The sequence below is a fragment of the Nonlabens sp. Asnod2-A12 genome (assembly GCF_045063745.1).
Taxonomy (GTDB): Bacteria; Bacteroidota; Bacteroidia; order Flavobacteriales; family Flavobacteriaceae; genus Nonlabens; species Nonlabens xylanidelens.
On the sequence record NZ_JBEFOB010000003.1, the window covers coordinates 2,515,787 to 2,537,893 of the forward strand.

Here is a 22,107-nt window from a genome sequence, read left to right on the forward strand (position 1 = left end):
ACACTGGTGTTTTAAAGCTGGCAAAAGTACGGAATTTTGCGCATTATTTTTTTGGCTTTTAGAAGCAAGTTATCAGGCTTTTAAAAGCGTGTTTATGTGGCGTTTTTAAAGGGAAACTAGATGAGTTGATTTACTTAATCTACCTTAATTTCTAGCACGAGACCTTCATGACTTCTCAAGTTCATTACTTTACCATCTTCAAAGATTAAGTATTGTCCTTTAATGCCTTTCAGTTTTCCTGCGTACTCGTTAGTTTTTGCAAGATTGACACTAGTCACTTTTTCAGGATATTGAAGTACAGGAAAATTGATTTCCCATTCTTTCTCGTTATCGAGAATATATTCTTGGGCTTCTTGTGGTATGTATTGTAGTAAGCTTTCGCGAAAGCGTAACAAATCAACATCTTCTATGCTGTTAGTAAGCATCTTGCGCCAGTTGGTTTTATCTGCTACGTGATCTTTAAGAGCGACTTCTGCAATACCGGCTAGGTAACGGTTAGGTGTTTCAAGAATGGCAACGGCTTCATGTGCACCTTGATCAATCCATCGCGTAGGAACCTGCGTTTTACGAGTTACTCCTACTTTTATATTGCTGCTGTTTGCTAGGTAAACGATATGTGGTTTAAGTTGTACTTTTTTCTCGTATTCTAGATCTCTATCTTCTTCGTCTAGGTGAGCACGACTTAATTCTGGACGCATGATCCAGTCGCCAGCTTGTGGTGATGCGGTAAAACAATCATAACAAAAACCCTGGCGCCATATCTTTTTATCAAGACTACAGTTAAGGCATTCATTACCTACATGCTTCAAAGAAATGTTTTTATCCAGCAGCTGATTCATGTGTACAAAGTTATCTGGGAAAACCAAATAGTATTGAACCGTTTCCTTCAGTTCAGTTTGCATTTTTCTTATAGTGCCGGTAAGGATCATTTTAGTAACTTTAAAAATTATCGAAGTATCTTTGAATCTGTAAAAATAAGATGATCTCTAATTAATAATGGCAAACGCACTAGTCAATTCTGTAGTATCGTGGTTTCTTAAGAAGCGCATTCATGATATGGAGCTTTTTATGAAGCATCCACAAGAATTACAAGATAATATATTGCAAGATCTTATTTATTATGCCCGACATACCGAGGTTGGTAAAAAATATGGTTTTGATACTATTAAATCCTATGCAGAGTTTGCAAACCGCGTTCCAATGTCTGATTATACAGAAATGCAGGATTCTATTGCGAGATCCATGAAAGGAGAAAGTAATATTTTCTGGCCTAGCGATATTAAATGGTTTGCAAAAAGTAGTGGTACGACCAGTGCGCGTAGCAAGTATATTCCTGTAAGCCAGCAATCTTTAGAAGACTGCCATTATGCAGCAACTAAGGATTTGTTGTGCATGTATCTGAATAGTAATCCAGATTCTAAGATATTTAAGGGTAAAGGATTGCGACTAGGTGGTAGCAATACCCTAGATAAAAAGTCGGGAACTGTAGCTGGAGATTTAAGTAGTATTTTAATAGATAACATGCCTTTCTGGGCAGACTATAGTTCTACACCAGGTAATGATGTAGCTCTTATGGCAAATTGGGAAACTAAAATGCCTGCGATAGTACAAGAAACAATAAAAGAGGATGTGACCAGTCTTGCAGGAGTACCTTCTTGGATGATGGTGTTACTTAATAATGTTCTAGAGACTACGGGAAAAGATAATATTCTAGAGGTGTGGCCACAAATGGAGGTCTTCTTTCACGGTGGTGTGAGTTTTGACCCTTATGTAGAGCAGTTTAAAAAATTATTGCCAGCAGGACATATAAAGTATTACGAGACTTATAATGCGAGCGAAGGTTTCTTTGCGATACAGGATACTAACGACAGCAAGGAACTATTGCTTATGTTAGATTATGGAATCTTTTATGAGTTTATTTCCATGAAAACTTATGGAACGCCGCAAGAAAAGGTGATACCTATTAGTGAGGTAGAGTTAGGTGAGAATTATGCTATCATCATCACAACTAATGCCGGTTTATGGCGTTATAAAATAGGTGATACGGTACGTTTTACTAGTAAAAGCCCTTATCGCATTAAAGTAAGCGGTCGTACTAAACATCATATTAATGTATTCGGTGAAGAGCTTATTATAGAAAATGCCGAAGAAGCGCTTAAAAAAACCATTAAAGAAATTCCTTGTGCTATTAAAGATTATACTGTAGCGCCCGTTTTTATGGAAGGTAAAGAAAAAGGTGCGCATGAGTGGATGATAGAATTTGCAACGCAGCCGGATAATGTTTCCGCTTTCGCGAAAGCGTTAGACCACAATCTACAACGAGTAAATAGTGATTATGAGGCAAAACGTGCTAATGATATAACTCTAAAACAGTTGATCATACACAATGCAAAGCCAGATGTCTTTTACAAATGGTTAAAGAAAAAAGATAAATTAGGTGGGCAACATAAGATACCTAGATTAAGTAATTCTAGAGAATACATGGACCAATTGCTGGAGATAGATAGAGGTTCTTAGGCTCTAATAAATAATCTTTAAAAGAACTATGCTTAAAATCTATAGCGAGCAAGTTATAACTCAAAACGAAACCGTATTTTTGCAAAAATTTTTTACATGAGCAAATTAGTTGTGGTAGGTACAGTAGCATTTGATGCAATTGAAACTCCGTTTGGTAAAACAGATAAGATTTTAGGTGGTGCAGCTACCTTTATAGGACTTAGTGCATCTCACTTTAATACAGAAGTAGGTCTAGTAAGTGTTGTAGGAGGTGATTTTCCTCAAGAATATTTAGACATGCTTACTAACCGCGGCATGAATGTCGAAGGTGTAGAAGTGGTAAAAGACGGGAAGACTTTTTTCTGGTCAGGAAAATACCATAATGATATGAATACGCGTGATACACTAGCAACAGAGCTTAATGTGTTAGCAGATTTTAATCCAGTTGTACCAGAATCATTTAAAGATGCTGAGGTTGTGATGTTAGGAAACTTACATCCAGCTGTACAATTAGGTGTTATAGAACAAACTCCAGCAGCAAAATTAATCGTACTTGATACGATGAATTTTTGGATGGACAGTGCGCTAGATATGTTGCACGAGGTAATTGCTAAGGTAGATGTAATCACTATTAATGATGAAGAGGCTAGACAACTGTCTGGAGAATACTCTCTAGTTGCTGCAGCAAGAAAGATTCATGCTATGGGTCCTAAGTATGTAGTAATTAAAAAAGGGGAGCATGGAGCTTTATTATTCCATAATGAAGAGATTTTCTTTGCACCAGCATTACCACTAGAAGAAGTGTTTGATCCTACTGGAGCAGGAGATACATTTGCAGGTGGATTTGCAGGATTCCTTGCAGCTAGTGGCGACTATAGTTTTGAAAATATGAAGCGTGCTATTATCTATGGATCTAACTTTGCATCCTTTGCAGTAGAGAAATTTGGTACAGAGCGCATGCAAACTATTACAAATGAAGAGATCAAAACGCGTCTAGAGCAATTTAAGGCGCTAACTAAATTTGAAATAAAAAATTAATAATTCTATCAAAAAGCCTCAAGTAATTCTTGGGGCTTTTTTTATTTTTATATCCTTATAATCCCCATCATGAGCGATCAATTAAAACACGAGTGCGGTATAGCACTTATCCGTCTTCTTAAACCATTAGAATTTTACAAGGAGAAATACGGTACTGCCTTTTATGGTATCAATAAAATGTACCTAATGATGGAAAAACAACATAACCGTGGTCAGGATGGTGCTGGGTTTGCAAGTGTAAAACTAGATTTAGATCCAGGGCAACGTTATATTTCTAGAGTACGTAGTAATGCTGCGCAACCTATTCAAGATATTTTTGCGCAAATCAATGACCGTATTAATACTGGGCTTACTGAAAATCCAGAGATTAAAGATGATGTTGCTGCACAGAAAGAACAGCTTCCATATGTAGGAGAGTTGTTAATGGGGCATGTGCGTTATGGAACTTTTGGAAAAAATAGCATAGAATCGGTACACCCTTTCTTAAGACAAAACAATTGGATGCACCGCAACCTGATTATGGCAGGTAACTTTAATATGACTAACGTGCACAAGCTTTTTAATAAGTTAGTATCATTAGGGCAACATCCTAAAGATATGGCAGACACGGTAACTGTCATGGAAAAAGTAGGTCATTTTCAAGATAGACAGGTAAGTAAGTTATACAAGAAATTTAAAGCTAAAGGGCTCTCTAAAAGAGATGCTAGTCCTAAAATAGCAGAAGAGCTAGACGTTGCAAAGATCTTGCGTAAAAGTGCAAGAGACTGGGATGGTGGTTATGCTATGGGTGGACTTATGGGACATGGAGATGCATTCTTATTACGTGATCCTGCAGGAATACGACCAGCTTATTATTTTCAAAATGATGAGGTAGTAGTAGTAGCGAGTGAGCGACCTGTTATACAGACGGCCTTTAACGCACCGTTTGATGAGGTGAAAGAGCTGGATCCTGGTAAAGCAATTATCATAAAGAAAGATGGTACAGTTACTCTAGATCAGATTACAGCACCATTAGAACGCAAAGCGTGTTCTTTTGAACGTATATACTTTTCTCGTGGTAGTGATGCAGAGATCTACAAAGAGCGTAAAATGTTAGGGAAATTATTGTTCCCTAAGATTATGGAAAGTATCGATAACGATATTGATAACACCGTGTTCTCTTACATCCCTAACACTGCCGAAACATCATTCTACGGTATGGTAGAAGAAGGTCATGCGGTTCTTAACCAGCAAAAAAGAGATTTCATTATTGCAGGTAATGGACAGTTAACAGCAGAGCAGGTAGAAGAAACGCTGTCACGTAAGCTGAGAACTGAGAAAATAGCTATTAAAGATGCAAAGCTACGTACCTTCATTACAGAAGATTCTTCTCGTGATGATCTTGTAGCTCACGTTTATGATGTGACTTATGGTGTAGTTAAGCCAGAAGATAATCTAGTAATCATAGATGATTCTATCGTAAGAGGAACGACATTAAAAAAGTCTATCCTTAAAATGATGGATAGATTAAACCCTAAGAAAATAGTAGTAGTATCTAGTGCGCCACAAATACGTTACCCAGATTGCTATGGTATAGATATGGCGAGATTAGAAGGTCTTGTTGCTTTTAGAGCGGCACTAGCTTTACATAAAGATCGTGGTACTTACCATGTTATAGAAGATATCTATAAGAAATGTAAATTACAAACGGAGTTAGAAGATGTTGATGTAGTAAATCACGTAGTAGATTTATATGCACCATTTGAAGACCAGGAGATTTCTGATAAAATAGGAGAGTTGTTATCTGATGAAGATATTAACGCAGAAGTGAAGGTGATTTATCAAACAGTAGAAAATCTTCATAAAGCCTGTCCTAAAAACTTAGGAGACTGGTACTTTACAGGTGACTACCCAACTGCTGGTGGTAATCGTGTAGTAAACCGTGCATATATCAATTTCTTTGAAGGAAATGATGAGCGTGCTTATTAAGAGCTAGATTTTATTAAATAAAAAAATCCCCAAATCAACTAGTTGATTTGGGGATTTTAAATTTTAGCTAGTTAGGATTATTTCCCTTCAGCATATCTTTTAGAAACTTCTTCCCAGTTAATTACATTAAAGAAAGCTTCAACATAATCAGGACGTCTGTTTTGATAGTTTAAGTAATATGCATGTTCCCATACATCAAGACCTAAAACAGGAGTACCACCACAACCTACACCAGGCATTAATGGGTTATCTTGATTAGGAGTACCGCATACATCTAGTTTTCCACCTTCGTGAACACATAGCCATGCCCATCCAGAACCGAATTGTCCTTTTGCAGCAGCACTAAATTTGTCCTTGAAAGATTCAAAAGAGCCAAAAGAAGCATTGATAGCATCTGCAAGGTCACCAGTAGGAAGACCACCACCATTAGGTGTCATTACTTCCCAGAATAATCTGTGGTTATAAAAACCACCACCATTATTTCTTACAGCTTTGTTTTCTAGGTCTAAGTTTAAAAGAATGTTCTCGATAGTTTTACCTTCTAGATCAGTTCCTTCTACAGCGTTGTTTAATTTAGTTGTGTATCCTTGGTGGTGCTTACCATGGTGTATTTCCATAGTTTTTGCATCGATATGTGGTTCTAGCGCGTCTGTTGCGTAATTTAATTTTGGTAATTCAAAAGCCATTGTATATAGTTTTTAATTTGTTAATTCTTGAGCTATAAAATTAAGTACTTAAAAGTTACTGTTAAAATAATCTGCGTTATATTATACTTAAAGTGTTCAACCTTAAAATGATGAGTAAAATAGTTAGAAGAATAAATACTTCTTTAAGATTAATTTCAAATTGATGCTGTTTTCTATGCTTATATTTGACTATGTCCCAATCATCTACTACTTTTTATAGCGCCAGCGCAGGTTCTGGTAAGACCTTTACACTAGCTAAGGATTACCTCACATTGTTGTTTAAAAATCCATATTCAAATGGTTATCGTCGCATACTCGCCGTTACTTTTACAAATAAAGCGGTAGGCGAGATGAAAGAGCGTATTCTCGATTACCTACATAAATTTACTCTAGAAGAATTAGAGCAAAGTGTTGTAGGTATCGCTAGTCATATAATGACCGAGACTAGTCTAGATAATGAGCAGTTTAAAAAGAAAGCACGTGCTATTTTTAATCAATTGCTACACGATTACTCTGCTTTTGATATTGTGACTATAGATTCTTTTAACCATCGTATTTTAAGAACATTTGCAAAGGATATTGACCTACCAGATAATTTTGAAGTAGAGTTAGATAGCAATAGACTTATTTCAAAAGCCATTCATAACCTTATTGCCCGCGCAGGAAAAGATAAAAAGCTTACACAGCTTCTGGTAGATTTTTCTCTTTTGAAGATAGAAGAAGGTAAAAGTTGGGATGTAGAATACGATCTTTTAGATATTGCAAAATTAATACTTAATGAAAATCATTACCCTTATTTAAAGCAATTAAAAGGTAAAGAGGTAGAAGATTTTTTACGCTTTCGCGAAAGCTTATATAAGAAAATTAACCTCTCTCAAAGAGATTTAACCGAAAAAGCAAAAGCTCTTGTTGCAGTTTCAGAAAGCGCACATATTGCTCCCAAAGATTTTAAAGGTGGTTCTAGAAGCATTTTTAATGTAGTAGTTAAAGTATCTCAAGAAGATTTTACTGTAAAACTAGATGCAGCCTCTATAAGAGATTTAATTGCTGGCGACCTGTATCCTAAAAATAAAGCGCAAGAAATTAAAGATGCTATCGATACTATGGCTGTAGATCTTAGAGTATTTGCTGAGTCGTATAAAGAAAACATGGGGACTGTACTTTTTTATAAAAACATAGCAAGCAGCCTCACACCATTGTCATTACTTAATGAGTTGCTTCATGAGATCGATAAAATTAAGGATACAGAACAAATCGTACCTATTTATGAATTTAACGCACTTCTTGCAGAGCAGATAAAAGACCAGCCAGCACCGTTTATTTATGAAAGACTAGGTGAGCGCTACCGTCATTATTTTATAGACGAGTTTCAAGACACCAGCCGCATGCAGTGGGAAAACCTCTCGCCACTTATAGAAAATGAATTGCAACAAGAACGAGAAAATGAAGAAAGAGGTAGTCTCATGCTCGTGGGAGATGCAAAGCAGTCCATATATAGATTCCGTGGTGGCGATGCAGACCAGTTTTTGAGACTACTCGCTACACCAGACCTTTTTATGTTACCTAAAAAAGACGAGACGCTAGAGTTTAACTGGCGCAGCTTTGATGAGGTAATTAAATTCAATAATGATTTCTTTGACTCTTATGGAGATCATTTAAATAGCGACGTCTATCAGACCTTGTACAAAGAGTATTTAGAACAAAAAACTAGGGCAAAAGAAGGTGGTTACATACAAATTGATTTTATAGATAAAGATTTTGAAGCGCCCTATGAAAATGAAGACGACTTTAAAACACCGTATCCATATCACGTGCATCAACAGGTTTTAAAGGCTTATGAAAATGGTTTTGCCTTAGGTGAGATATGCGTTTTAGTTCGTGCAAATAAAGAAGGTCATGAGATTGCAAAATATCTCGTTTCTCAAGAGATGCGTGTGGTTTCTGGAGATAGTTTGCTGGTTTTTGCATCGCATAAAGTCCAGTTGTTAGTTTCGTTAATGAAGATGATTCAGGTTCCAGACCAGCAACAGCCACGTTTTGAGTTCTTGATAGCTTACACGAGAGTGTTTCATATTGAAGATATTCATTCTTTTGTTACCGCGCATTTACAGGAGAGCCTGCTGGATTTAGGAAAAAAGTTAGTAGGTGTAGAAGAAGATGATTTAGGTTCCGCTTTCGCGAAAGCGGCATTATTTCAAGCAACAGAACACGTAGCAGAGTCTCTAGGATTATTTAAGGAACAAGATACCAGGTTGCAATCCTTTATGGAATTCTTATTTGAATACTCCACAGGTTATGAAGTCTCGCTTTCTGGTTTTATTGAGCACTGGGAATTGAAAAAAGAAAAATTAAGCGTACCAGCTGCTGCAGATGCTGATGCGGTTCAAATAATGACTATTCATAAATCTAAGGGATTAGAGTTTCCTGTGGTGATAGTGCCGCATTGCGATAAGAAACTAGATGATGCTAGAAATCCGACTGGTTGGGTTTCTGTAGATGAAAAAGAATACGATGGTTTTGATCAAGTTTATATCAATCTGAAAAAAGAGAATGAATTCTATCCTGGTCTCGCTCCAGAAGTATATCAAAATAATCTTGCCAAAGCGCAGATGGATCAAATAAATACGCTCTATGTTGCATTTACAAGAGCTAGAGAGCAATTGTACATAAGTGGTATAGATAGTAAAACGACTAATTATTCTTCTTTATTAAAAGATTTTGTCGATAAGAAGGGGCTTGATTTAAATGCAGAAGAAGGTTTTAAAAGTGCTCAAATAGGCGATGTTCAACGCAGGTCAGATAAAGTCAAAACAGAAGAGAGCGAGATGCTCGAAGAATATAAGGTAAACCTAGATGCAGATAGATTAAGTATTTCTACTAGAAAAGGATTGCTATGGGCTAGTGGTGTGAGTGATGCTATTCAAAAGGGTAATGTACTGCATGAGTACCTTTCTCAAATAGTGTTTGCTGATGATCTAGTCAAAGTGAAGAAGAAAATAGATCGTGATTTTTCTTTGTCAAAAAAGGAACAAGAAGAGATGAAAGTGATGATTACAAATGTGATACATCATCCAGATCTTATCTCTTATTATAAGGAAGGGTTAGAGGTGCGCAATGAGCAGCCTATTTTACTTCCTATAGGAACGCGATTAATACCAGATAGATTAGTGATTAAAAAGGAAGGTGTTGTAATCATGGATTATAAATCTGGAGCGGTTATGGATAAACACCGATCTCAACTTAATGATTATGAGGCCTTGTTAATTTCTATGGATATGGAGGTTTTAGAAAAAATATTGGTGTATACAGATTCTCTAGAAATAGTGAAATGGCAAGGATAAGCCTCGTTAGACTTATTATCTTTGTAAAACTTAAAAATAAATAAATATGTACGGATCAATTAAGGAACACCTACAAAAAGAGCTAGCTGAAATTAAGGAAGCTGGACTATATAAGAAAGAAAGAATCATTACATCACCACAAGATGCGGTTATTACATTAGACGATGGATCTGAGGTAATTAATTTTTGTGCCAATAATTATTTAGGGTTGTCTTCTCATCCAGAAGTAATACAGGCTGCAAAGGATACTTTGGATTCTCATGGTTTTGGTATGAGTTCTGTAAGGTTTATTTGCGGTACCCAAGATATTCATAAAGAGCTAGAACAAAAACTAGCTGACTTTTATGGTTGCGAGGATACCATATTATATGCGGCATGTTTTGATGCAAATGGTGGTGTTTTTGAACCATTGCTTACTAAAGAAGATGCAATCATTTCAGATTCTTTAAATCATGCGTCTATTATCGATGGTGTGCGTTTATGTAAAGCAGGTCGTTACCGTTATGCCACGGGAAACATGGCAGATCTAGAAAAACAATTGCAACAAGCTACTGCAGACGGCGCTAGATATAAGCTTATTGTAACAGATGGTGTATTTTCTATGGATGGATTACTTGCGCCTCTAGATGAGATTTGTGATCTAGCAGATAAGTATGATGCATTAGTTATGGTAGATGAATGTCACGCAGCAGGTTTCTTAGGTGACACAGGACGTGGTACTCTAGAGGCAAAAGGTGTTTTAGGTAGAGTAGATATTATTACTGGTACCCTAGGGAAAGCATTAGGTGGAGCAATGGGTGGTTATACTTGTGCAAATAAAGAGGTAATTGAAATCTTAAGACAGCGTTCTAGACCATACCTTTTTAGTAATTCACTAGCACCTTCTATAGTAGGAGCATCTTTAAAAGCGTTAGACTTAATAGATAGAAGTACAGAGCTTATTGATAAGGTACAATCTAATACAGCGTTTTTCAAAAAAGGAATGCAGGATTTAGGATTTGATATCGTAGATGGTGACAGTGCAATTGTGCCAGTTATGTTATACGATGCAAAGCTGTCTCAACAAATGGCAGATATGCTTTTAGAAGAAGGAATTTATGTAATTGGGTTCTTTTATCCGGTTGTTCCTAAGGAAAAAGCAAGAATTAGAGTGCAATTAAGTGCTGCACATGAGCAAATTCATCTAGAAAAAGCGATCTCAGCATTCGAAAAAATTGGGAAAAAGCTAGGTGTTATCTAAAATTAACGAGCAATAAGCAATAAAAACTGCATTTTTAGACAAATTTATTAGTTTAAGTCTTGTAATAGAGGCGGAACGGTTTAATTTTGCAATGTTGATTAATAAAAACCCCAACATGAAAAATATTTACAAATTATTAGTTGCTGGAGCAATTTTACTTTCTGCCAGCATGAGTTACGCGCAAGACGAAAGCAATCGCTGGAGTATCGCAGTAGGAATTAATGCTATCGATCTTTATCCTGTAGGAGAAAAGGACGCTGGTTTAGGTGACTACTTTGATGAATTCTTCAATGTAGATCATTACAACATCATGACTGTTCCTAGTCGTTTTGAAGTAGGTTACTATGTAGGTGACGGTATCGTTGCCACTGGTGCATTTTCTGTGAATTCAATAGACACAGTAGGTGATACTAAAGTTGATGACCTTTCTTACTACTCTTTAGGTGGTGGATTAAGATATAATCTTGCAGAATTATGGAGTGGTGGTGAAGTTTTTAACCCTTACTTAGGTGCTGGTGGTTCTTACCAGTGGTTAGACGATGAAGGTTTTGGTACTTTCAACGGAACTTTTGGTTTTGACGTGAAGTTAATGGATAATGTTTATGCAAACATTCAAACTTCTTACAAGCATGCTTTTGAAGATAACTTACCTAAGCACTGGCAGCACACTGCTGGTCTTAAGTTTACTTGGGGTGCAGTAGATACTGACGGTGATGGTATCGTTGATTCTAAAGATGCGTGTCCTACAGTAGCTGGATTAGAGAAGTTTATGGGTTGTCCAGATTCTGATAATGATGGTATAGAAGACTCTAAAGATGGTTGTCCTAACGATTTCGGTCCTGCTGAAACTAACGGTTGTCCAGATAGAGATGGTGATAAAGTTCTTGATAAAGACGATAAATGTCCTGATACTCCTGGTGTTGTAGCTCTTATGGGTTGTCCAGATGCTGATGGCGATGGTGTTGCTGATGCTGATGATAAGTGTCCTAATGAGGCAGGTCCTGTTGCAAGACAAGGTTGTCCTGTAAAAGATAGAGATAATGATGGTGTTGAAGACGCTATGGATAAATGTCCAGACGTTAAAGGTATCGCAGAATTACAAGGTTGTCCAAGACCAGTTATGCCTACTAAAGAAGTTCAAGCTCAATTAAACGAGTATGCTAAAACTATCTTATTTGATACAGCTAAAGCTTCTATCAAAGCTCAGTCTGCTGCAACGTTAGCTGACATTACTGCTATCTTAAAGAAATACCCAGAAGCTAAATTTACAATTGAAGGTCATACTGATAGTGTAGGTAGTGCTAAATACAACGAAAGACTTTCTGACGATCGTGCACTTTCTGTAAAGGAATACTTAGTAAAGAATGGTATCGATGAATTCCGTTTAAGTTCTAAAGGATATGGTGAAGCTAATCCTGTAACTAGCAACAGTACTAAAGCTGGTAGAGCTCAAAACAGACGTGTAGAGATTAACTTAGTAAAATAAGTTATTACTAACATTTCAAAATAATAGAAAGCCACTCTGAAAAGAGTGGCTTTTTTTATGCCTTAAACTGAAAGTATACTTAATGAATTAGATTTTGTTTAATGCTATTTCTTATACTATTTAAATGTTTTAACACAAGTTGAATGTACTTCTTTCATTCTTGTAACGTGACCGTGTTGTTCCAAAAAAAAATATATTTTGGATTTAACTAAGATCGATTTAGGTATCTGAATGTGTTACACTTATTAGTATTTTAAGTTTAAGTTTAAGTTTAAGTATAAGAAGAAGAAGTATAAGAAGAAGAAGAAGAAGAAGAAGAAGAAGAAGAAGAAGGCAGTTTTAATTCATGTACAGTAAATGAGCAAACGATGATGTTATATGAACTTGATATAATTTTATTAATAAAGTCGTTATGATTGTTTTTCGTATTAATTTAATAAGTGAGCTGCCACAAAATGTTGTCTTAGCGCTTATTGAGCCTCAAATTAGCCTTCTCAATCAACTTAGTGTTGTTTTATGAATACTATCAGGTAAAAAGTATTTACGTGTGTTAGATAGTTTTCAATTTGTTATTTGAAAAAGCCCCTAGAATCAATTGATCCTAGGGGCTTTTTTAAAATTGCGCTTTCGCGAAAGCTATATACTTATAACTTTTATGAATAAGATGTACTCTTATCTTAGTTACCAGTAACTGATATATTATCGATGTGGTAACGTGTAGTAGTTCCTTGTGGGTCAGATGCAGTGTATTTGAATGCAATACGTACATCTGTTCCATCTACACATGAGATGTTGATAGCAGGTACACTTGAAAAGCTTGATGCAAATCCATTTGCAGGACCTGCAGGTATTGATGCGTCTAATTGAGACCATGTAGTTGTAGTCACGTCACCAGTAAAGTTATTACTTATGAATACTTCTAATAAACCACCAGCATCAAAATTAGCTTGTATATCGAACTCTAAAGCCTCGTCTGTTGTAGCATCTAGATCCATTCCTGGAAGTACTAACCATGCAATCATTGGGTCATCTGACTGTCCGAATGCGTTTACACTTAAATAACTGTTGTTGCTGAAGCTTCCGAATTCATAACGCTCAGAACCACCTGAAACATTTTCATTAACAAAGCCTTGCGCATCTAGATCACTTTGATTAGTTACAGTAGTATCAAAATCAACGTCAAAAACGACAGTAGATCCACCTGCACCTGGAGTGGTACACTCTAAGAAACTTGGGTCACATCTATTAGAGTCAGTTAAAACAATGTTATCTGGAGTATTTACAGAAAGTGTATAGTTCTCACCAAAGAAATCTGTTGCAACTACTGCATTTATGAAACCACGACCATCAGGAATGTTAAGTGATTTAAAATCTGCAAAAGTAGAAGTCTGGAATAAACCAGTTGCGTTAGAAGAACAGCTTATTAGTGTTCTATCTCCATCAAAACTATCAGAAGCTTCTCCTGCAAAAGTTAAATCTAATTGTCTACGGTCAAATTGTACATCTGCTAGTTTTACAGCAGTATAGATATTTGCTGCAGTCAAGTCAGTAAATTCTAATTCATTATAAACTATGGTTGCAACTTCATCAGCGCGAACAAATACGTTTTCTTCTTGAAAAGCACCTATCTGGTCTATTCTACCTACCGTAGTACCTTTACCGATATTCATTCCTAAAAGACCACTATTTTGTATGTTTCCAAAGTTATCAAACTCAGGCTCTGTGTTTGTAGTAACAGAAAGACCAGCTAGTTTGATATATACTTTTCTACCTACATTATATTTAGTGAATAAAGGACTTGCGTCTATACTTACACGAGCACCTCTTGTAGGGTTTTCAGGACTATCTTGAACTAGTAGTTCTTCAAAGAAGTTACCACCTTCATCACTAGATACTACATATCCTACTGTATAAGCATCAGATGTAGAATCAAAAGTTGTAATGTAATCATCCTGTACCATACCGCTATAAAGAGCGTTAAGGGTAATGAATGTTCCTTCTATCTGCACATCTTGTGGTGCAGTTTCTGGAATGTTAAAGTCGTCGTCCTCGACACAAGAGAAAGTAATTACTGATAGCACAGCAATTGCAAAAATTTTATTGAAATTTCTCATATTCTTATTATTAAATAAATTCATTATTGCTTATTAAAATCTTAAATATACGTTTAGGTAATAGGTTGTTCCGTTACCAAAGAAGTAACGTGGTGCAAATACTTCTTGTGGGTTATTTTGATCATCTCTTGTAGATCTATAGTTAGAATTACGAGATTGTTCAAAACCACCAGTTTTGTATTCTTGATCAAATACGTTGTTAATAGTTGCAAAGAAGCCTACATACTTATCATCAATTCTCCATGATTTACCACCTATTACATTCCATAACATGTAGTTGTCAAATTGCTCTTGCTTTAAAAGTTCATTAGCAACTTCTTCATCATAGTCATTGTACTCAATACCATCAAAGTCTTGACTGAAGTTAGCAGATCTTCTTAAGTTACTAATGTCAGCATAACCGTTTGCAAAATAGTTTGCAGTTACACCTACATTCCAGTACTCAGGATCTCTGTATTCAAAACCTACTTGTAAAGCAGTTTCTGGTCCACCAGCAACGTGGTAATCTTTTAAACTAGTTGTACCGTCACCAAATGTAAGTTGACCATCAAAGTCATCACTTGTAAGATAAAGATTAGGGTTGTTAGTGTAAACGTTTTGTCCTACCGCTGCAGCACCTTTAAGTTTAATAGTAGGAGTAACTTGTACTTCTAGACCTAATTCTATACCAGCATTACGTCTTTCTACGTTAGTTAATACCTCTTGCACAAAAGCACTTCCGTCATCAAGTGGAAGACCTGTAAGATCTTCTGTAAAATAGAAACCTAAGTCAGTTCCATTAGTAAATTGTGTGTAATAACCAGTTATTCTAGCCTTTACTATAGGAGTAGTATAAACATAACTTATGTCACCACTGTAAGATTTTTGAGATTCTAGCCCTACTACAGTTTCATTATTTTGTCTCGCATTACTGAAAGAGTTTCTGATAGTTGGCGCTTGTGTAATATAAGCTGCATTTGCAGTAATGAATTTCTGTCCAGAAATTTTATAAGTAACACCACCTTTAAAACCGTAATCTGTAAAGTCTAGTTCTTCACTTTCACCAAAAGAAAGATTTCCTAGGTAGTTACCGTTCTCAAATTTACCATCTCTTTGATATGTAGTTCTAGAAACATTTCCAGCTACAAAGAAGTCTACGTTTTTAGTCTTGAACTGCGTCTGAGCAAATGCAGCAGCAACTTCTGCATTAATGTCATAGTTGTATTTATAACGGTCACCTACACCTACTATTCTGTTAGGAGTGCGCACGTTAGATTGTGCAGCCTGGTCTAGGTTAATATCACTTGTTTCTTCTGCAAAGAAATCTACATCTAAGAAACCAGTACCACCTAATAGATCATTAATTTGAGCGTAGTTTTCACTATTTAATCTTCTATATCTAACACCACCGTTAAAAAGGATGTTGTCAGTAAGGTCTGCAGTAAGGATAGTGTTTACAGATAATTGCTTATCATCGATACGGTCTTCTTGGATAGCATAAATTGAATTACCACCGTTTTCTCTCACGATGCGGTTACCTTCATATAGCGCATCCCAGTTTAACTGTCCATCATTGATAAAAGCTTGTTGTGCTTCATATGCATATTGAAAATCGATAGCATCTTGACCATTTCTTAAGAAATAACTAGGTAAGTTTTGATAATAATCAGGGTTTGGGTTTCTCGCTCCACCTATGTATGAGCTTTGACCATCTGTTTCAACGAGTCTAGTACCACCGTTATCGATACGAGTGTTTCCTATTTTTCCAAATTGATACCCTACGTTAGTATTCAATTTAACTTTATCATTGATCGTCCAGTAGTGATTCAACATAAAGATAGGTTCTTCTATCTCTCTTATTCTACTGTTGCGTTGTACATTGTCCTGTAGTCCCCAGAAAGGATTGTATTTTCTACCCTTTAAATCTCTTATCTCTTGAGTAAGTGCTGTCTGGCGTCCGCGTCTATTAGGTGTGTAAAGACCAGTAAAGTTAATAGAGTGCGCATCGTTTATCTTTTTCTCTACAGATAGACCTAACGCATTTGCATCATATAAGGTACCATCTATATAACCTTCGTCTCCAGCTCTTCTAGAAGCGTTGATAGCATAAGACCATCCATTGTTAAGAAGTCCAGAACGGTGAGATACCATAAAACGACCTCTATAACTTCTGTTAGAACTTGCATAAGAAATTTGAGTTCCTGCACGTTGTTGTGAAGCTCTCATGTCTATATTCTGTACACCTGCATAACCACCAAAACTTTGGTCTGCAGCAGTTAATCCCATGGTAAAAGTCTGATTACGTTGTAAATCGTTAACTCCACCCCAGTTGCTCCACTGTGGTCTACCAGAGAATTGTTTATTCATCTCGATACCATTAATAAGCACCTTACCATCTTCACTATTTAAACCTCTAGGTCTGAAGAATGTAGCACTAAAATCAAATGCAGCAGCTCTTAAGAATTGATCTTTAGAAGATTGTAGTAATCCAGAGAAGTTGTTTGCAGCATTCTCATCTTCGGCAAGTTCATTTTCTGTTAAAGAAATAATACCTTGAGATTGAGTAATGTCAGAATTATCTAACTGTAAATAAAGAGGATCGATGTTTACTATGTTAGTTAAGTCTATAACAACAGGAATCGTTTTTGAATAATAACTGTTAAAACTAACAAGAATTTTTTGATCACCTACAGGAATAGCTCCTGTAACTATAAAGTAACCATTTGCATCAGTAGTAGCTTTAAAGCTGGTACCGATTACAGAAATGTTTACGCCAGGGATAGCTTCTTCAGTTGCGTCATCTATTACACGACCTTTAAGTAATTCTTGTGCCATACCTAGACTAGATACCAGCATAAAAACACCTAGAAAAAGCTTCTTAAAATGTTGATTTGTCATTTATTAATATTAATTATACGTTATGAAATGCGGGCAAAATTACAATTTTATAATCAGTTGCGTACCTTTGGCCCATAGTTTGTAATGAAGTTTACAATAACATAACTTAACACACCTTAACATATCTTTAATAAAATGTTTAAAAATCTAATATTGAGTGTTTTATGTGTTTTCGCTTTCGCGGAAGCGGTAACGGCACAAAACACTGTAAAAGCAAAAAAGTATAAAGTTAGAACAGTAGGGTTCTACAACTTAGAGAATTTATTTGACACAGAAGACGATATAACGATCAATGATGAGGCTAGTCCGATCATGGAAATGTCTGAAGGTGTAAGAGCCGAAGTTTATAAGAAAAAACTTACTTCTATGGCGCGTGTAATTCGCAAAATAGGTGCTGAAAAATCACAATCTGCTCCATCGATTTTAGGAATTTGTGAAGTAGAAAATAGAAAGGTTTTAGAAGACTTAGTAAATCATCCTTTACTTATAGAATTTGATTATGGAATTGAGCATTACGATTCTCCAGACCGTCGTGGTATTGATACAGGATTACTTTATAAAAAGAGTGATTTTAGAGTATTAAATAGTCAGAGCAATGAGCTAGTTATTTATGATAAAAGCTCTGGAAAACGTAGATATACACGTGACCAATTAGTCGTTACAGGAGAATTAGATGGTGATAAAATGAGTTTTATCGTTAATCACTGGCCATCACGTAGTGGTGGAGAACAAAAAAGTCGCGCGTCTCGTGTGTCAGCAGCAGCTTTAAATCAAAAAGCGATAGACTCTTTACATAGTATAGACGCGATGTCTAAGATTTTTGTAATGGGAGATTTAAATGACGATCCTACAAATAAGAGTGTACTAGTAACTCTTAATGCTCAAAAGGATAGAAAAGACGTAAAGCCACAAATGATATATAATCCATATATACAGATGTTAAAGGATGGTTTTAATACACTAGCATACCGTGATTCTGGAAATATTTTTGACCAGATCATGTTTACCTATCCATTATTAAATGAAGCAAATCAAGGTGGCTACCGTTATTACCAGGCTAATATCTATAACCCTAGTTTTATGACTAATAAAACAGGTAGGTATAAAGGTTATCCTATGCGTAGTTTTTCTGACGGTACATTTACAGGTGGTTTTAGTGATCACTTTCCAGTGTTTGTGTACTTAGTAAAAGAAATCGAGGACAGTGGTAATGCACAAGAAAAATAATAAGACACCTATACTTCGGTATTACGATATTAAAAAAGCGCCTCTATTGAGGCGCTTTTTTAATTTAAAAATGATAAAAAGCATCTTCTATATGCTCTAGTTTTGTTCCCGCTTTATTCTTAATAATGGCAACTATGTCAAAACGTACCTCTACATCCTCATCTATTAGATTTTCTACAAAATGATTTGCCGTAGCAACCAGTCTTTGAATTTGTCCAGGTTTTAAAAAATCTTGTGGATCGCCAAAATCAGGAGTAGACCTCGTTTTAACCTCCACGACAACTATTACATCCTTTTTGCGGGCTATAATATCGATCTCACCCTTTAAATAGGTGTAATTTCTTACCAGAATATCATATCCGTTTTTAATCAAATGTGTGGCAGCAAGCTCTTCACCTTCATTACCTAATTCATTATGCTCTGCCATGATTATTGATTAAAGTTAATAGACTCAGGTGTAATATTAATAGTCATTTTTTCACCTAAAATTAAAGAACGATTATCTTTAATATGTCCTGCAGGAAAATTAAAAATAACCGGAAAATCATAATTCTCTGTAAGGGATAGAATAATCTCCTGAGCATTTTTACCAAAAGGGATTTCATGATCATTCATATCTGTCATGCCGCCTACTAGTAACGCCTTTATATTTTTAAGTTTGCCTGCTCGTTTTAAAGAATACATCATACGTTCTATATGGTATAGGTATTCATCAATATCCTCGATAAATAAAATATGATCGTCTGTTTCTGGAAAGGTGTCACTACCTAACATACTGTATAAAATAGAAAGGTTTCCACCTGTTACAGGAGCTTTTATCACCTGACTAGATAGAGAAAAATTATTTTTGATAGTTATAGTTTGGCTTTCGCCGAAGAGAGCTCTCCTCAGGCTTTCTATACTAGAATCTGGTTTTTTAGATAGTTCTAGCGGCATGAAACTATGCAAACTGGCAAAACCTTGAGACTGTAATTTCCCATGAAGCAGTGTCACGTCAGAGTAGCCTATAATGACAGTAGATTTTACTTTCATACTGTCAGAAAAATCAATCGAATCTATTAATTGTACCGTTCCGTAACCACCACGTGCTATCCATACGGCGTCCACATCAGTATTGTTTATGCTGTCTTGTAAATCGGCTAGGCGTTCTTCTTTTGTACCACCTAATTGGTGCTCTATTTTCCCTATCGTATTTCCATAACTTACCCTAAGTCCCCATGATTCTAATAGGTTTTTAGCAGGTGCTAGTTGGCTTTTTTGAGCACTTCTTGCGGTGCATAAAATCCTTACGTGGTCGGCTTCTTTAAGTTTGGGAATGGAGTGGTAGTTCAATTTTTCAAGAGATTTGGTTTAAAAATACGGCAATCGATTAAATATGTTTGCGGTTTGTTGGAATTCTGCTTTCGCGAAAGCGAGATCAACACCAATTTATAGAATACTAAAAGCATCTTTTAAAAGCGTGCAATGTCGTAAATTTGCAGCTTTCAAAAGAATTTCATGAGCGATCAAAAACGTTTTACGATTACGGCAGCATTGCCTTATACTAATGGACCAGTACATATAGGTCACCTAGCTGGTGTATATGTCCCAGCAGATATTTATGCACGTTACCAGCGTATGAAGGGTAGCGACGTAGCATTTATTTGTGGTAGTGATGAGCATGGTGTACCTATTACCATTAAGGCAAAGAAAGAAGGTATTACACCTCAAGAATTGGTAAATCGTTATCACAAGATCATAGGAGATTCTTTTAAGGAATTCGGTATTTCTTTTGATAATTATAGCCGTACCAGTGCGCCAGTTCATCATGAAACGGCTAGCGCATTTTTTACTAAATTATATAATGATGGTAAATTTATTGAGCAAGTAACAGAACAATTATACGATCCAGAAGCAGACCAGTTTCTAGCAGATCGTTTTGTAGTAGGTACCTGTCCTAAATGTGGGAATACAGAATCTTATGGAGATCAATGTGAGAAATGTGGTACGTCGCATAATGGTACAGATTTAATAGATCCTAAAAGTGCCATAACAGGAAATACACCAGAATTAAAAGAGACTAAACACTGGTTTTTACCACTAGATGAATACAGTGACTGGTTAAACGAGTGGATCGTAGAAGGACATTCTAAGGACTGGAAAGCAAACGTATTAGGTCAGGTTAAAAGCTGGATTACAGACGGGCTGCACCCACGTGCAGTGACTCGTGATCTGGATTGGGGTATTCCAGTTCCAGTAAATGGTGCAGATGGAAAGGTACTTTATGTATGGTTCGACGCACCGATAGGATATATCTCTGCAACTAAAGAATGGGCTGCTAGAGAAGGTAAGAATTGGGAAGATTATTGGAAAAATGATGATACTTCTCTACTTCATTTTATAGGAAAGGATAACATCGTTTTTCACTGTATTATTTTTCCTGCGATGTTAAAAGCGCACGGTGATTTTATATTGCCAGAAAATGTACCTGCAAACGAATTCCTAAATCTAGAAGACGATAAAATATCTACTTCTAGAAACTGGGCGGTATGGTTGCATGAATACTTAGCAGATTTCCCTGGGCAACAAGATGTGTTGCGTTATGTATTAACGGCCAATGCTCCAGAAACAAAGGATAATAATTTTACTTGGAAAGATTTTCAAGCTAGAAATAATAATGAACTGGTAGCTAACTTAGGAAACTTTGTAAACCGTGTTATTGTACTTACTAATAAGTATTACGAGGGTATAGTTCCAGAAACGGCAAATCTTACAGAGCGTGATCAAAAAGTTCTAGATCAGATTAAGACATTCCCTAAATCTATAGGTGATAGTCTAGATCGTTACCGTTTTAGAGAGGCGTTACAGGAATTGATGAACTTATCCAGTGTAGGTAATAAGTACATTGCCGAAGAAGGTCTTGAGCCATGGAAACTAGCAAAGACAGATCCAGAACAGGTAAAAAACATTATGTATGTGTGTTTACAAATAACGACGGCGCTTGCTGTATTAAGCGAGCCGTTTTTACCACATACATCTGAGAAATTAAAAAACATTTTATGTTTTTCCGCACTTGATGCGGAAACTGCTGGATGGAGTCGAGTTGCTGGAGACGAAGCTCTTCTCCCGTCAGGGCATAAAATCAATAAATCAGAATTGCTTTTTTCTAAAATAGAAGACGAGCAAATACAAGCACAACTGGATAAACTAGAAGCTACAAAAACTGCAAATGCTGCAGAAAAATTAACTCTCATGCCACAAAAAGACGAAACTAATTACGACGACTTCATGAAAATGGACCTGCGAGTAGGAGAAATTCTTACTGCAGAAAAAATGCCTAAAGCAGACAAGCTTATGGTCATGACAGTAGATACAGGAATCGATAAAAGAACCATCGTTTCTGGAATCGCACAACATTATACTGCCGAAGAATTAGTAGGTCGCAAAGTAACCGTTTTAGTAAACCTTGCACCTAGAAAACTAAGAGGTGTAGAATCTCAAGGAATGATTTTACTTGCTGAAGATCCTGATGGGAAATTAGTTTTTGTAAATCCAGATGATGCGAGTGTGAATGGTGCGGTGATAGCTTAGAAATTAAAATACATTATATCAAAAAAGGGGCAGAATTAATTCTGCCCCTTTTTTAATATCTAAG

14 protein-coding genes are annotated in these 22,107 nt (G+C 36.1%); 8 read left to right on the top strand and 6 right to left on the bottom strand.

The window, feature by feature from the left end:
- Window positions 1–134: 134 nt before the first annotated feature.
- Window positions 135–929: a DUF2797 domain-containing protein gene (locus ACJJVJ_RS11535; RefSeq protein WP_104513964.1), complete on the bottom strand. Its 795-nt coding sequence runs from the start codon at window positions 927–929 to the stop codon at window positions 135–137.
- A gap of 67 nt (window positions 930–996) precedes the next feature.
- Between ACJJVJ_RS11535 and ACJJVJ_RS11540 the strand changes: the two genes are divergently transcribed.
- The 3 genes from ACJJVJ_RS11540 (at window position 997) to ACJJVJ_RS11550 (ending at window position 5,502) form a co-directional block, all read left to right on the top strand.
- Window positions 997–2,517, top strand: coding sequence for a GH3 auxin-responsive promoter family protein (locus ACJJVJ_RS11540; protein WP_405370413.1), 1,521 nt, complete (start codon window positions 997–999; stop codon window positions 2,515–2,517).
- A gap of 96 nt (window positions 2,518–2,613) precedes the next feature.
- Entirely contained in the window at window positions 2,614–3,534 is a 921-nt protein-coding gene (locus tag ACJJVJ_RS11545; RefSeq protein ID WP_104513962.1) for a PfkB family carbohydrate kinase, read from the top strand.
- Between the two features lie 69 nt (window positions 3,535–3,603).
- Entirely contained in the window at window positions 3,604–5,502 is a 1,899-nt protein-coding gene (locus ACJJVJ_RS11550) for an amidophosphoribosyltransferase (RefSeq protein WP_405370415.1), read from the top strand.
- A 77-nt stretch (window positions 5,503–5,579) separates the two neighbouring features.
- On the opposite strand, the gene ACJJVJ_RS11555 is transcribed toward ACJJVJ_RS11550, so the two are convergent.
- The gene (locus ACJJVJ_RS11555) at window positions 5,580–6,188 is read right to left on the bottom strand and encodes a superoxide dismutase (protein ID WP_405370417.1); all 609 of its coding nucleotides are present in this window, start codon (window positions 6,186–6,188) and stop codon (window positions 5,580–5,582) included.
- 191 nt (window positions 6,189–6,379) lie between these two features.
- Between ACJJVJ_RS11555 and ACJJVJ_RS11560 the strand changes: the two genes are divergently transcribed.
- The 3 genes from ACJJVJ_RS11560 to ACJJVJ_RS11570 all read left to right on the top strand — a co-directional run bounded on the left by ACJJVJ_RS11560 (window position 6,380) and on the right by ACJJVJ_RS11570 (window position 12,255).
- Window positions 6,380–9,529, top strand: coding sequence for a UvrD-helicase domain-containing protein (locus tag ACJJVJ_RS11560; RefSeq protein WP_405370418.1), 3,150 nt, complete (start codon window positions 6,380–6,382; stop codon window positions 9,527–9,529).
- A 46-nt stretch (window positions 9,530–9,575) separates the two neighbouring features.
- Window positions 9,576–10,769 (top strand): glycine C-acetyltransferase, encoded by a 1,194-nt coding sequence (gene kbl, locus ACJJVJ_RS11565; RefSeq protein ID WP_405370420.1) that lies wholly within the window; start codon window positions 9,576–9,578, stop codon window positions 10,767–10,769.
- Between the two features lie 115 nt (window positions 10,770–10,884).
- A complete protein-coding gene (locus ACJJVJ_RS11570; RefSeq protein ID WP_405370422.1) occupies window positions 10,885–12,255 on the top strand; it encodes an OmpA family protein in 1,371 nt (456 codons plus the stop codon).
- A 677-nt stretch (window positions 12,256–12,932) separates the two neighbouring features.
- Here ACJJVJ_RS11570 and ACJJVJ_RS11575 read toward each other — a convergent pair.
- Both ACJJVJ_RS11575 and ACJJVJ_RS11580 read right to left on the bottom strand, forming a co-directional pair.
- Entirely contained in the window at window positions 12,933–14,393 is a 1,461-nt protein-coding gene (locus tag ACJJVJ_RS11575; protein WP_405370423.1) for a DUF5689 domain-containing protein, read from the bottom strand.
- A gap of 9 nt (window positions 14,394–14,402) precedes the next feature.
- A complete protein-coding gene (locus ACJJVJ_RS11580; protein ID WP_104513955.1) occupies window positions 14,403–17,246 on the bottom strand; it encodes a TonB-dependent receptor in 2,844 nt (947 codons plus the stop codon).
- Between the two features lie 135 nt (window positions 17,247–17,381).
- Between ACJJVJ_RS11580 and ACJJVJ_RS11585 the strand changes: the two genes are divergently transcribed.
- Window positions 17,382–18,473, top strand: coding sequence for an endonuclease/exonuclease/phosphatase family protein (locus tag ACJJVJ_RS11585; RefSeq protein ID WP_405370426.1), 1,092 nt, complete (start codon window positions 17,382–17,384; stop codon window positions 18,471–18,473).
- Window positions 18,474–18,537: 64 nt separating this feature from the next.
- On the opposite strand, the gene ACJJVJ_RS11590 is transcribed toward ACJJVJ_RS11585, so the two are convergent.
- On the bottom strand, window positions 18,538–18,900 hold the full coding sequence (locus tag ACJJVJ_RS11590) for a YraN family protein (RefSeq protein WP_348114379.1): 363 nt from the start codon (window positions 18,898–18,900) through the stop codon (window positions 18,538–18,540).
- A gap of 2 nt (window positions 18,901–18,902) precedes the next feature.
- The gene (locus ACJJVJ_RS11595; RefSeq protein WP_405370428.1) at window positions 18,903–19,805 is read right to left on the bottom strand and encodes an LD-carboxypeptidase; all 903 of its coding nucleotides are present in this window, start codon (window positions 19,803–19,805) and stop codon (window positions 18,903–18,905) included.
- A 165-nt stretch (window positions 19,806–19,970) separates the two neighbouring features.
- Between ACJJVJ_RS11595 and metG the strand changes: the two genes are divergently transcribed.
- Complete coding sequence (gene metG / locus ACJJVJ_RS11600; protein ID WP_405370430.1) at window positions 19,971–22,043, top strand: methionine--tRNA ligase; 2,073 nt, start codon at window positions 19,971–19,973, stop codon at window positions 22,041–22,043.
- Window positions 22,044–22,107 lie beyond the last annotated feature (64 nt).